Annotated in this window: 9 protein-coding genes; 1 reads left to right on the forward strand and 8 read right to left on the reverse strand. The window is 62.7% G+C overall.

Going from position 1 to position 12,945, the window contains the following annotated elements; genetic code table 11:
* Window position 1 precedes the first annotated feature (1 nt).
* The 4 genes from EMQ25_RS17150 to EMQ25_RS17165 form a co-directional block, all read right to left on the reverse strand.
* Window positions 2-1,732 (reverse strand): NERD domain-containing protein, encoded by a 1,731-nt coding sequence (locus EMQ25_RS17150; RefSeq protein WP_127189840.1) that lies wholly within the window; start codon window positions 1,730-1,732, stop codon window positions 2-4.
* Window positions 1,732-7,896: a DEAD/DEAH box helicase gene (locus EMQ25_RS17155; RefSeq protein ID WP_127189841.1), complete on the reverse strand. Its 6,165-nt coding sequence runs from the start codon at window positions 7,894-7,896 to the stop codon at window positions 1,732-1,734. Before EMQ25_RS17155 ends, EMQ25_RS17150 begins: the two co-directional genes overlap by 1 nt.
* A gap of 2 nt (window positions 7,897-7,898) precedes the next feature.
* The gene (locus EMQ25_RS17160) at window positions 7,899-8,105 is read right to left on the reverse strand and encodes a helix-turn-helix domain-containing protein (protein ID WP_127189842.1); all 207 of its coding nucleotides are present in this window, start codon (window positions 8,103-8,105) and stop codon (window positions 7,899-7,901) included.
* Between the two features lie 170 nt (window positions 8,106-8,275).
* Window positions 8,276-9,352, reverse strand: coding sequence for a DUF2793 domain-containing protein (locus EMQ25_RS17165; protein ID WP_127189843.1), 1,077 nt, complete (start codon window positions 9,350-9,352; stop codon window positions 8,276-8,278).
* On the opposite strand from EMQ25_RS17165, the gene EMQ25_RS17170 reads away from it, so the two are divergent.
* Window positions 9,339-10,508, forward strand: a complete 1,170-nt coding sequence (locus EMQ25_RS17170; protein ID WP_280177648.1) for an ABC transporter ATP-binding protein — start codon at window positions 9,339-9,341, stop codon at window positions 10,506-10,508. The two genes, EMQ25_RS17165 and EMQ25_RS17170, sit on opposite strands and share 14 nt — an antisense overlap.
* 515 nt (window positions 10,509-11,023) lie before the next feature.
* Here the strand turns inward: EMQ25_RS17170 and EMQ25_RS17175 are convergent.
* The 4 genes from EMQ25_RS17175 to EMQ25_RS18430 form a co-directional block, all read right to left on the reverse strand.
* Window positions 11,024-11,506 (reverse strand): phage terminase small subunit P27 family, encoded by a 483-nt coding sequence (locus tag EMQ25_RS17175; RefSeq protein ID WP_127189844.1) that lies wholly within the window; start codon window positions 11,504-11,506, stop codon window positions 11,024-11,026.
* Window positions 11,507-11,509: 3 nt separating this feature from the next.
* On the reverse strand, window positions 11,510-11,734 hold the full coding sequence (locus EMQ25_RS18555; RefSeq protein WP_425290254.1) for a DUF7220 family protein: 225 nt from the start codon (window positions 11,732-11,734) through the stop codon (window positions 11,510-11,512).
* On the reverse strand, window positions 11,731-11,958 hold the full coding sequence (locus EMQ25_RS17180; protein WP_127189845.1) for a DUF7220 family protein: 228 nt from the start codon (window positions 11,956-11,958) through the stop codon (window positions 11,731-11,733). The genes EMQ25_RS18555 and EMQ25_RS17180 overlap by 4 nt, the downstream gene beginning before the upstream one ends.
* Complete coding sequence (locus EMQ25_RS18430) at window positions 11,955-12,707, reverse strand: DNA-methyltransferase (RefSeq protein ID WP_425290252.1); 753 nt, start codon at window positions 12,705-12,707, stop codon at window positions 11,955-11,957. The genes EMQ25_RS17180 and EMQ25_RS18430 overlap by 4 nt, the downstream gene beginning before the upstream one ends.
* Window positions 12,708-12,945: the final 238 nt, after the last annotated feature.

Genomic DNA, 12,945 nt, shown 5'->3' on the forward strand with positions numbered 1-12,945 from the left:
CCTACGCCTCGGAAACTGATTGGGCCGCTGTTATAACCTCGCGACACTGCTCCCCATGCACGACCGCGATCAGCAGCACCTTGGCGCGTGTGCACGCGACGTAGAGGTCCTCCCTTCGGAACAGTCGGCCGAAACCGTCGAGATCATACAGCACGACCACCTCGGCCTCGAGTCCCTTGAATGAGCGGGCCGTGGTTACGAGTATACCCCCACCGTCGCGCCACTCCTCCGCTGACATAACTAGAGGTACGCCATCAATGTCCGTCAGGTCTGACAGACTACCGTTCTCCTTGGCTGCAGGTCCTATCACCGCGATCTGTCTAGGCGCCACGTCCTCCCGCTGCAACAACGACCGTAGTTCCTGAATTACCAACCCCTTTTGCTGCCTAGAGGAATTGGCGCGGAGCACTCGCAGAGCACTCCCCTGGGGTGCACGCGGGAATATGTGACACTCTAGATTGAGAACCGAGGCGCTCGCCAAGGCGATCCGCCTTGTATTTCGGCAGTTGATCGTCAACTTGAAGCGCGCTGCAAATTCGACATCAGGCCACTGCACTTCACCGCGAAGCGACTGATTGGGATCTATGAAGGCATAAAGGGGGCCATCTGCCTCCGACAGAAGCGACTGTGTCAGCGTGTACCACCAGCCCAACGAGAAGTCTTGCGCCTCGTCCACGACAATGGCGTCGAAGTGGATCTCGCGACCCTCCATGGCGAGATCGACAATGGCCTGCTCCATGAGGTCAGGGACTTCGTCGTTCCAGAATGCCTCCGTTCGAGCGCCACCAGCCGCAGGGCGGAAATCTAAGCCCGCCTCAGTTGCAAGTTCCGCGGCGAGACCATGGAAATGCTTGACCGTCAGCAAATCGCGGAAGTCGGCCGTACTCGGATCTTCCTGCACCTGTCGCCGAATCCAGGCCGCGAGTTCCTTGTTGAAGCAGACGAACAGGGTCTTCATACCCTCGCGCGCGAAAGCTAGCGCCCGATGTATCGCGAGGAACGTCTTACCAGACCCAGCCACTCCCTCAACCAGCACCCGGTCTTGGACGTAGAGACCGGTGAACACTTGGGCCTGTGTCTCGGTAAGTTCGAGCAACTGGTTGGCCACCAGTTCAATATCCGGGCCTACGGGCCTGAAGACCCTGAACTTGGGCATCAGGCAGTCGTTCACGAGCATCGTGTATCGATCGCGAGGAAGCAATCGCGGTTCATCGGTCCAAGCCGCGAATGCAGTCTCGATTGCCTGTGCCATGAAGGGGAGATTGCGCCGAGAGATCACGATGGCCTTGTCGGCGTGAGGTGGCGGCAAACCCTCGTAGTCTAGGTGTGGGAAGACAACCGCATAACCATGTACGAGGTCCTGCTTTCGGATCCGTTCTCCCGATCGCTCTCGTACGATTTCCAAAAGCGCGTGCATGTTGCGCTGCGCCTGCCTAAACGGGTCTTGGAACTCGTCCGGCCCGGTCTTTGTGTCGCGGAACCACCGGTAGCCATCGTAGCGGATCGTATCCCCTCCCTTGACCTCGAGGATGAGAAGACCGCGGGAAGGGTGGAGCACGACAAAATCCGCTTCGCCTTCGGCAAGAGCCTTGCTGCGCCACGGGCGAAGCCACGGATAGGAATGTAGAACGATATAATCGTCGCCCAACTGGTCGCGTAGCGCGACATATACAGGTTCCTCTGAGGCGTGCTGGAGTTGGGAAGGATCAACGTCGGGCAGCATCCGCGCCATTACGCCTCTCCCAACTTGTGGAGGACACCGTTTACGAACACGCCAAACGCTCTCCCTAGGACGCTCACGTCCTGGGCCCGCGGCGTCTCCGAGCGGGGCGCGACATGGGATAGATACAGGACACTCACCTTGTCCTTCCGGAGGCGCGGCAAGCCAAAGGTCCAGCGGTCGTTTGTGGCGTTGAATGCCCCAGCCTTGCTGACAAGCAAGCGAGGCGTGTGGTCTTTGTTGCCGACTACGAAGTCATCCTGATGCGTCGGTGTGAAGACCACCCAAGCCCCCGCGGCGAACTCACTATTTCCCATTCGTTCCAGCGTGGGGCGTGCTAGCTGTACGATGAACGATCCCGATGGGGCACCGCCAACCGCCACCCTAGCGAGCGGCTCTGGCTGCTCGTCGATAGCGAGAGAGGCCGGGTCGTAGACGGGGCAGCCGTCGTCTTCTGAGGGGAGAAACGCAGGTAGCGTGAATCCAGAGCTGCCGCCTGTTTTTGCCCCAGTGGCCTCCCGAACCGCTGCTGGGAGTGCTCTGTCCACGAGCAACTTATCCACTACGACGTGAGGCGCTCCGCTCGCGATGAGTGCTCTGCCGGTCGCTGAGCCGGCCGCGCCGGGCGTCATCGGATGCCCGAGCACCACGATCCGACCCGAGAGGTCCAACAGCCTTAGTCCCCCCTCTAGCCGCTCCACTGTATGTCCCGACTCAGTCAGGTCCACCTCTAGCGCTTGAAGGAGGCGTCCTTCGTCATCGGTCCCGAGTGTAGGCGCTTCACCATGAATGACGTGGCGAATGAATGCCGCGCCCAAGTTGCGGTCGAGATACTTGTGGTCCCACTTGTTCTTGTAGCTGCGCAGGCACTCGTAGCAGGAATGCGTGCAGTCACAGGACTCCAAGCGCGTGAGGGCCTCCTCGAAGAGCCTTTTCGGATCTGCGGCCGCAGAGCGCACAAACCCGGCGCCGCCCGGTGTGAGGTCATAAAGGTATACCTCGACTTCGTTCCCCGTCCGGCCTCCGCTTGTCATCGCCACGCGGAACTCAGCGCCGATATCAGACTCTTCTATGTCCATGATCTTTGCCGCTGCGGAGGCAAGTGCCTCCGCAGCGGTGGTGAGCACAATCTTGGCCACGACCGACCCCGGCGGTAGGGCGACAGCGCCGGCCAATCGAAAGCGGAATAGAGCGATGTCCGTCTCAAACTCATTGCCTAGGACCACCACCGTGGGGGTACCGTTGCAACTCGCGCCATGCGGATGATGGTCTGGGTTTGGACGAGGGTGACCGCCCCGCTGGAAGCGGCCAGCAGCCCACCCGTTCGGCTCTGCTCGACCGCACTTCGGGCAATAGAGGAAGCCCGGCTTCATCTGATCATGGGAGCCCGTGTTCGTTAGAACGAGCCGCTGCTTGGCAGTCCAGATTTCGTAGCCTGCGCCGTTGGCTGCAATGTCCGACCTTTCGGCTGGTCCGCTGTCGGTGAAGGGCGCGCTCAGTTTCGCGCGGGTCGGCCTTGTGGGAGTGGGGCTGTCATCTAGGGGGAGTTCAGCGTCGAGGTCGACCGGATGCGCGAAGCCCGGCGGACGAAGCCAGCGCGTACCGACCCCTAGGGAACCACCAGAACCACAGGCTGGGCAGTCTAGAACTTGGCCAACATAGTGTTCGTCGCTCCGCTGCTCGACGCGAGCGTAACCGCAGCGGTCGCACTCGAAGTAGACTTTCATGCCGAACCACGCCTGCCAGCAGTCCCGGCGGTTGAATGGCGTCCAGATGGCGAACGAGTAGTGGCGCTCACCGTTCACCCAAACCTCTCGACCTGGCGCATAGCCCGATAGCGCTTGGTTGAGACCGAGTTGCGGAGAGTACTTGAGGACTGCCTTGCGCTCGGTACTCGCGGCCGGATCAAAGACGTGAAAGGTCACCACATCAGTAGGGAACGCGTATCGTGGGAGCACCCCACGATCAAAGAGACGATCCAGCAACTTCTCCGGATCGAGCCCTCCGTCGGGCGCGTCCTCGGTCCGATCAACGTCCGCCGAGGTGTGCGCTGCTTCAGGTGCGCCGGTATCGACCGCATCGAAGTCTACGTCGTCACCCCAGCCCATCATTAGCGTGCCACGGGCAGCTTGTGCCTCCTCCCCGCCACCTTCCGCGACGAGTTCCTCGACGGCGGGTGAGAACTGATCCTCCACCTCCGATGCCTCCAACGGGCCGGCGCCCACCTCGCGGAGTGCGGACAGCAGCGCCAAAGGCACGTCGTCCACGAACCCTGGTGCCGCAGCAACAACGGACGCAGGGACGATCTCCTCTAACGCACCGCGGACTCGGGCCGCCTCTCGATTGAGCCATGCCTTGAGGCCGGCGTAGGAGAACTCCATCGCATCTCCGGTCCGGAAGTCCTGCAGCATTCCGAGGCTCTCGAAGACGTTGGAACTGACGCTTTCGTCGTCGGGATCGGCGATCGCGGCCATCTGGAACATGCTCATCACGAGCGCGAAGCAGTGCCGGCGAATGATCTCAAGGTTGTCCAGGTTCAGCGTCGGGTCAGGCACTGGGCCGCTAACCATCGCTGCGGGGTGCGAGTAGAACTCCTGGTCATGGCTGTCCGCGCCGCAGTAGGTAATTACGGTCGAGAGAGCAGAGCCCCGGCGACCGGCCCGGCCGGCGCGTTGCTGGTAATTTGCCCGCCCAGGCGGCACGTTGCGCAAGGCTACAGCCGTGAGGCTGCCAATGTCGATGCCGACTTCCATCGTCGTCGTGCATGACAGAACGTCGATAGGGCCGTCGCGCCGCCCCTCCGGACCCTCAACGTCGAGATCTTGGAACCTCAGTTCATGCCATTCCGCTCGCGCCACTGCGCCGCTGTTGCTGCTGTCGTTGAGCGCAGCGGAGTGCTCGGCGGCGACGTATGGGTGGGGCGCGTAATCGGGCTCGGCCGCGAGCCTCTCCACATGTCGGCGGAAGTGCCCCTTTCGCGACCGGAACACGGTGTCGGTCGCAGGATCTAGCGCGCTAGTCGTGCCGGTGCAGACCCTGTGGCCCGGACGAACGCGGCAGCGATCGGCGGCGAGCGGGTTGAACGGCTGGGCTGTGGTGCACGTATCGCAGCGGCGCCACTCGATTTCCTCTGTAACCACTCGGAGCTTGGCGGCCCTCAGTATAAATCCATTGGCGGTCTCGTTGGTCCCGAAGACCTTCGAGAGGAACTTCCCCCATTCCGACGGCGCTCCTGTTCGTCCTTTGAGGTTTGCGTTGAACCACTTCGTACCGACGAAATCCTTCACGAACGATGGAAACGTCGCCTTTGTGCGCCGTATCTTCGCCCCTGTGCTAGCGTCGAGCCACTCGCTCGGCGTGGTGGGCAGATACAATGCGTGACTAAGGACCGCGTCGTTCAGCCAAAGATCAAGCAGCGCCCAACGGCGCTCTTCCTCGCTAAGGTGAGCGGGCTCAGGCGGCGCCGGCAACTTCTGGAACGCTCGCAGGTCTGTTGGGTCGAGCGAGGCGCGGATTGTCGCCAAGCCAAGGGCGCTGAGCCCGGTATGTGGGTCCTTCAGCACCGGATAGAGCGCGAGCATCAGGGCCTTATTTGTACGGTGCGTGTTCAGTTCCGCTGACCTGCTGCGGATTTCCTGCTCCGTGGTTGGCGGGGCGCTAGTCAGCAATTCCCGGAATAGAGCAAGATCCTCCTCAAAGTGCGGCGCCTGAGCGGGGCGCAGGGTGACACCGTTCATGGCGCAGCCTGTCAGGAGGGCGGCGTAGGCATGGTCGAGTGTCACCGGACCTCCAAAACGCTGCTCTAGCTGGCTCAACCCGTCCAGGAGCAGCGGCCGCACCGCGTCGCGCATCGAATACTGTTGAAGTTTCCCGGCAAGCCGTGAGGCTGCTTGTCGCCCGTCGGAGAAGATGAGTGCTTTGCGCCCCTTGAGCGGAGTGTCGACCTCTTGGCGCGGGGGCTGCTCGAGGACCTGCGAGGAAACGATCTCCTGGAACGGCTCATCGCCTTTCGTCACATGGTCCATTATGTGGTCTGAACCGTCCGCTCCGCAGCGGAGGCAGTTTTGAAACTCTCCGGGGCTCGTGTCCTTTTGCCCAAGAGGCGGGAGCCATATCTCACGAGCTGCGTCGTTCCCTGATCCTACGCGGCCAGACACCGGATCCAGGTACTCGAACCGCGCTCCTGAGCCTGCGGGAGGTTCCTCCAGTGAGAGAAATACGGGCTGGACGACCCCGTCCACGCCGTCCACTTCACCGATATCCTCTGCCCACAGATAGTCGGGAGCGCCGGGATCGAACGAATAGGCCTTAAAGTATGCGCAGCCACACGACCGGCACGTGTAAACTTCGAACACCCGCGCTCCACACTCGCATGTCCGACGAGGCTGAGCGTAAAGCGCTCCAGTCGGCGGTAATGTGTCCCAACGCTCTCGCTGAGAGTCGGAGACATGGGAGCACTGCGGATCCGAGCATGCCCATAAGCCCGGGAGCCCTCGAAAGAATGCATGGGCGCGAGCAGCTAGGAGTGGTGCCTGCTTGCTGTCAGGCTTCGCCATGGAAGTGAGTTCAACCAAGGCGTTAGTGGCAACGCGGGCAAGATCAGCCTCAACTTCCGGAAAGAGCCGTGAGGCCAGTTCTCCGATCTCCTGAGCCGGTCCCACGCCTGCAGAGTCACGTTCGAGGTCTTCGTCGGCTACCGCGCCGCTTGTGAGGTTCACGAGGCGACCGGTCACCGGGAACTGCTTGAGCGCGCGGTGGAGAGCCCTCCCCAACGGATCTCCGTCAGGCGACGCGCTTGCCTCGTCCAGCAGGGACTCAGACGAGACTTGAACGTCTGCCAACTGAAGAACCGGCATGACCGCGTCAAGACGAGCCGCCAGGTCGCCTTCGTAGACCCGGCGGAGGTCCACTCCCGCAAGCGTCTCCGCAACTCGCCTGTCGCCGGGCCCGGAGGGATGAGACGCGCGCTTCGTCCCTCTAAGAACCTCAAATCCTTCTGGAGGCTTGCCCGCGAGGTCAGCGGCGAACTTCTTTGCCGCTGAAGGATCTGAAAACGACGCGCTCGTACAGATGACCTGCAACTGCTCCGGACGAAGTGCCAGTCGGTTACGCAGGCGGCGGATCAACATCGCCACCTCAGTCCCCTGTGCGCCTCTGTAAAGGTGGGCCTCGTCCAAAATGAGGATCAGCCGCTCTTCTGGATGATCCGCATAGTACTCGGCGGTCACCCTGAAGATGTCCCGTTCAATGGGACGAAGGAGCATGTACTCCAGCATCGAGTAATTGGTGACAAGGAGATCAGGAACCCCCTCCTGCGCCTCGTGCCGCAGGAATAGTTCTGGATCCTCTGGACGCTCGACAGTACGGACCCACTCGTCACCTCGCTTCCAAGCGCCCTTGCCCAGCCAGGCGCTCATGCCGTCCTCGCAATCCGGGCTGGTTGGCGGCTTCGCTGGCCATTTGCCGCGGCGCCGCAACTCGCCGATCAAGCGTTTCACGTCGGCATCAGAAGCTGCGCGATCTTCGAGTTTCGTGAAGAACTCGAGCGGCTCTTTTAAGCGCGTCCAGTGCTTTTTAGTGTCCTCCTTGCGGCTGCCTGGGTACAGGGTCCGCCCCGTATAGCGAGCGAACTTCATTGGGCGCCCACCTTTGTCAGTGAACCAGCGTGCGACGTTGTTGTCGCCGAAGAGCACACGCAAGCGGCCGAGTTGATCGTTGACCAGCGCGTTCATCGGGTAGAGGAGCAACGCCCGAACGGCGCGCGTCGAGAACGAGCTCCCGCACATAGCCTCCTCCGCCATTCGGCCCAATATCGGGAGGAGGAAGGTCTCAGTCTTGCCCGAACCAGTTCCGGTCGTCACGACGAGGTCACGGAACGGTGGTGTAAGCGCGAGTTCGAGAGCATGCGCCTGGTGGTCGTACGGCGGATCGAAAATAACCCCTCGCTCGCCGAGCCATCTCAGAAGGCCCGCCACATCCGACGGAAGCGAAAGTTCCTCATAACGTCGCGAAGCTGCGTACCTCGCGGTGCTCTCTAGGTAGGGTGTCTGCGCAATAGCCCCACTCCGAAAGAGCAATTCATCTCGTAGATCGACCAAGGCGGGGTTCGAAATATGGTAGGTGGAAGTAATGTAGGTGCGGAGCGCGTCCGAATAATGCTGGAGTTCTTCGTACACCTTTAATCCTCGCTGCCTCGCAAAACACTAGCGGCTTCATTGGCGCCGCCCTGACGGACCCACTGATCGACATCTGCCAGCTTAAGCTTCCAGTGCCGGCCAACGCGGTACGCAGGAAGACCCTTCGTTTCGATCCAACGGTAGATAGTGTCCCGTGAGATACCGAGATGCTCAGCGACATCTGTCACGGAGACCCAACGATCGCTCATTGCTTCCCATACGTCTGGATACGACTGAGGTGAGGCTATCACAATCGTTATACTGCGGATAGAGTCGGAATGAGTCGGCTTAGATAGCAACTGCGATCCGAGACGAACGGAGGCCGCGACACATACTAGGCTGACGCCCTGTCTGGGCAGTGCGACTGCGCTGCTGCTCCTCAGCCAACTTTCATCCCCCAAAACGAGGTGTGATCGGCGGCGAAGTAGCCGTCCGCGACCCGGAAATACCCCTGCAGCTCGACGGTATCGCCTGCCGTCAGCGGCACCATGGTCTGCAGCCAGATCGCGGTAGCGAGCGAGACGTGGGTGGCGGAGATTTCCCCGAGGGAGCCGCGGATTTCGGTCGTGCCGTTCAGCACGAGCCGTCCGCGCATGCGGGCCGTGGCGCTGGCGTTGATCTTGTAGAGCAGCGTCGCGCCGAAGAGGTAGGTGCCGTCCACCGGCGCCACGAAGTGGTTGTTCGCGGCGTCGAACGCCCCCTGGTCGTTGTAGTCGGTGTTGTTGAGGCCGATCTTCGTCCAGGTCCCGACGCCGACATAGTTGTCGTAGTTCGTGTAGGCCTTGAAGCGCGGCAGCCGGGGCTGATCGACGATGCCGGTCGCGTTGTCGACGCTCAGCCCGTCGAAGAAGGTGCTGCCGTCGGCCGAGACTGCGAGGCGGAAGCGGTCCGAGCCGAACAGCCCCACCAGCGCCTTGGTCACGAAGCCGGTCTGCAGTGTCAGGCCGAGATCGTCGCCCGCAGCCTCCTTGTTCATGGTGTAGAACAGATCGCCGGTGCCGCCCTCGGCGACGGTCTTCGCCGTCCAGAGCGCGGCGTTTAGCTTGGCCGAGAATGGGTTCGACGCATCCGCCGTTGTGCCGACGCCGAGCAGGGCGAGGTTCTGCAGCGCCGCGGGCGTGGTGCCGACCCAGCCAGACCCGTCGTAGACCATCAGCAGGCCCTCGTCCTCGACCCACGCCCGCCAGCCGGTGCGCGGTGGCAGGCGCAGCCAGGCGCCGTCGGTCCAGAGCGCGACGTTCAGGTCCCAGCCCGCCCAGTCACCCGTCGCGCCCGAGGCGACGATGTAGCGGTCGCCGTCGGTGGGGCTCGCCGGGGGTGCTGCCAGATCCCGGTCGAGCACCGAGAGATGGACGAGACCGTCGAGGATCCGCAGCGCCTCGTTGTGGGTGACGTGCTTCTGGGCCTGCGCCGCCAGGATGTAGGGCAGCAGGAGATGGGTCGTGGCGTCGGACATGGGATCCTCAGAAAGTCAGCGTGGCGGTCTTGGGCGCTCCTCGCCCGACGAGGGCGGAGAGCTGGTAGATGCGGATGTCGAGCGTGTCGCCGGGGCCGAGCGGCACGCCCCAGTCGGCGGTCTGCTGGGCGGCGGTGTAGACCGCGCTGGTGGTGGCCGTGCTCAGCACGCGCTTCACCGTTGCGCCGTCGAGGATCTCGACCTCGAGGGCGTCACAGGCGGCGAGTTGCGCATCGACGGAACGCTGATCAATCGCCTCCCTCCCAAGGACAGGGACATCGCGATGGTTTTTCAAAGCTATGCGCTCTACCCGCACATGAACGTCGGGGACAATCTCCGGTTTACGCTGAAGCTGGCACAGACGCCGAAGGCCGAGATCGAATCTGCGATCGCAAGAGCTGCTGAAATCCTGGGCTTATCAGATCTGATGGAACGGTATCCGCGGGAACTCTCAGGGGGGCAGCGCCAGCGCGTCGCCATGGGCCGCGCTCTTGTGCGCGAACCAAAGGTGTTCCTGTTTGACGAACCCCTTTCAAATCTCGACGCCAAGCTCAGGGTGCAGATGCGCGCGGAGATCAAGTCGCTCCACCAGCGGCTGGCAACCACGACCATCTATGTCACCCATGACCAGGTGGAGGCGATGACGATGGCTGACAAGATCGTCGTCATGCGGGATGGGCGGGTCGAGCAGATGGGCTCCCCGCTCGAACTTTACGATGAGCCCGACAACATCTTTGTCGCAGGCTTTATCGGCTCGCCCGCGATGAATTTTCTGGAGGGCCGGTGCGTTGACCGGCAATTCGTCACGACGGGCGGGACGAGCCTGCCCGCGCCCTTTTCCTCGGCCGAGGCGCGAACCTATGGTGTGCGGCCGGAACACATCATGCTGTCGGAGACGGGACTGCCGGCAAGGATCGTGATGCTCGAACCCACCGGCTCGGAAACTGTCGCGACGCTGGAACTTGGGTCGCATCTGGTGAACGCCCTCTTCCGGGAGCGAATGCCGCAAAAGGTCGGCGACGCCATCACCGTCTCAATCGCACCTGATCGCGTGGCACTTTTCAATGAGGATGGCAATAGAATCCGGAACCATGACATGCACGTCGCGATGGCGGGACTTTCCGACAGACTCGCAGTTCAGGAGACACACCTCTGACATCGGGCTATTGCCGCGCGACGCGCTAGGGGGCGAAGCTTTCCAACATTGGCCAGGGGTCCGGGGTTGGTCCTGATACGGTTCGGGCGTGGCTCGATGCATCAGACTTCGCGTCTTACCGCCGGAGGAAGGTCCTCAAGGAGGTAATCGGCGGCCAAGGGCAAGCGGCGCAGGTTTGCTCACACTGCCGAAACAGACAAGGTGATTGAGGATCATCTGTCAGCAGGCGAGACCTTCCTCTCGATTGCGCGTGAGCTTGAAACCACGCGGCGAGTTGTTCGGGCTCGCGTCAGGTTTGTACAGGCTAAGCGCCTATTGCATCAATCGGCAAGATGATCCTGGCCGTGTACTCTAATCACCGGACCGAGCAGTTGACGCCAGATCGCCCCTGCTCGCCAATCCTTTTCGACCAAGGCGCGCGTCAGGATGAATCGTCTGGTCGACCTACAAGAACAGCAGTGCAGCGGGTAACGTTCAGACTAGGGCCTCAGGCCGCTTGCGAATGCGACAAACACTCAAAGCTCAGCAAACGGATTGCCACGATGATCCTGCGGGAGGGGATCCCACGGCCGCCGGCCCAGCGTCGCCATGGCGGAGACGCGGCTGCGCGAGGATGGGGACAGCCCAAGCTCCGTCATGAACTTGTGCATGAGCTCGAGGTTCTTGTTGGCGATCGCGAGCCAGGGGTTGGGCTGGACGTAGCCGGCAGGCGTCCTCAGCAGCGCCGGGGTGGTCTTGAGGTTCTTTTCCGCCTCGGCCCAGCGGCCATAGGCCTGGCAATAGGCGGCAAGGGCGCTTCGGTCGAGTTCGCTCAGCACGCCCAGCCCGTGAAGCTGCCGGGCCAGCCGTTTCCACTCCGCTTTCGCCGTCGGGGAGAGATGGGCCGGACAGGTGGGGATCCCCGGCTGTGGCCTTGGCTCACGATGATTGAGCGGCCGGTGTCCTGGATTGCCCTCGATCAGCTTCAGCGCCGTGGGCTTGGGCTTGCGACCGCGCATGGCTCAGAAGGCCTGCAGGCGCTCGAACAGGCGGCGCAGCAGGTAGGAGCGCGCCAGCGAGCCCAGCATGAAGAGCGCGGCAATCGCGCTGTCCTCGGCAAGGGTGGTGTCGATGCCGAAGAGCGGATAGGCAAGCTGCTGGATCAGCAGCGCCAGGACGTACCCGANGGATTGCCCTCGATCAGCTTCAGCGCCGTGGGCTTGGGCTTGCGACCGCGCATGGCTCAGAAGGCCTGCAGGCGCTCGAACAGGCGGCGCAGCAGGTAGGAGCGCGCCAGCGAGCCCAGCATGAAGAGCGCGGCAATCGCGCTGTCCTCGGCAAGGGTGGTGTCGATGCCGAAGAGCGGATAGGCAAGCTGCTGGATCAGCAGCGCCAGGACGTACCCGACCAGGAGGTTGGCGACCGCCTCCAGCATCGAGCGGGCGCGGCTCTGAGCGACGCGCTTCGTCATGATGCCGCCCCCTGCCCGTCCGCGGCGGCAAGGCTCGCGAACGCCATGCCATCCTCCCGGGTGGCGGTGCCGCCGGTCTGCTCCTGCCAGCGCCGGATGATGACGTCGCAATAGGCCGGGTCCAGTTCCACCAATGCCGCCACACGCCCCGCTGCCTCGGCAGCCATCAGGGTCGTGCCCGAGCCGCCAAAGGGATCGAGGATCCTGTCCCGGGTCTTGGAGGAGTTGCGGATCGCCCGCTCCACCAAGGCGATCGGCTTCATCGTCGGGTGCAGGTCGTTGCGCACTGGCTTTGCCAGCGGCCACACATCCCCTTGGTCCCTCGCCCCGCACCAGTAATGGTCGGTGCNTGCCTCGGCAGCCATCAGGGTCGTGCCCGAGCCGCCAAAGGGATCGAGGATCCTGTCCCGGGTCTTGGAGGAGTTGCGGATCGCCCGCTCCACCAAGGCGATCGGCTTCATCGTCGGGTGCAGGTCGTTGCGCACTGGCTTTGCCAGCGGCCACACATCCCCTTGGTCCCTCGCCCCGCACCAGTAATGGTCGGTGCCCCTGGGCCAGCCATAGAGGATGGGCTCGTACTGGCGCTGATAGTCGGAGCGGCCAAGCGTGAAGCTGGTCTTGGACCAGATGACGAAGGTCGACCAGTGCCCCCCTGCCCCCTCGAAGGCGTGCTTGAGCGTGCCGATCTCGGAGGAGCTCNCACTGGCTTTGCCAGCGGCCACACATCCCCTTGGTCCCTCGCCCCGCACCAGTAATGGTCGGTGCCCCTGGGCCAGCCATAGAGGATGGGCTCGTACTGGCGCTGATAGTCGGAGCGGCCAAGCGTGAAGCTGGTCTTGGACCAGATGACGAAGGTCGACCAGTGCCCCCCTGCCCCCTCGAAGGCGTGCTTGAGCGTGCCGATCTCGGAGGAGCTCATGCAGATGTAGATGGCGCCCTTGGTCACCTCCAGCATTGCCCCGCAGGCGGCTCCGAGGAACCGGGCAA

This window comes from Arsenicitalea aurantiaca (genome assembly GCF_003994485.1).
Taxonomy (GTDB): Bacteria; Pseudomonadota; Alphaproteobacteria; order Rhizobiales; family Devosiaceae; genus Arsenicitalea; species Arsenicitalea aurantiaca.

What these genes read in the sequence shown, in the direction of transcription:
- EMQ25_RS17150 (WP_127189840.1), bottom strand. Translation starts at nt 1,732, where the DNA reads ATGGCGCGGATGCTGCCCGACGTTGATCCTTCCCAACTCCAGCACGCC.
- EMQ25_RS17160 (WP_127189842.1), bottom strand. Translation starts at nt 8,105, where the DNA reads ATGAGCGATCGTTGGGTCTCCGTGACAGATGTCGCTGAGCATCTCGGT.
- EMQ25_RS17165 (WP_127189843.1), bottom strand. Translation starts at nt 9,352, where the DNA reads ATGTCCGACGCCACGACCCATCTCCTGCTGCCCTACATCCTGGCGGCG.
- EMQ25_RS17175 (WP_127189844.1), bottom strand. Translation starts at nt 11,506, where the DNA reads ATGCGCGGTCGCAAGCCCAAGCCCACGGCGCTGAAGCTGATCGAGGGC.
- EMQ25_RS17180 (WP_127189845.1), bottom strand. Translation starts at nt 11,958, where the DNA reads ATGACGAAGCGCGTCGCTCAGAGCCGCGCCCGCTCGATGCTGGAGGCG.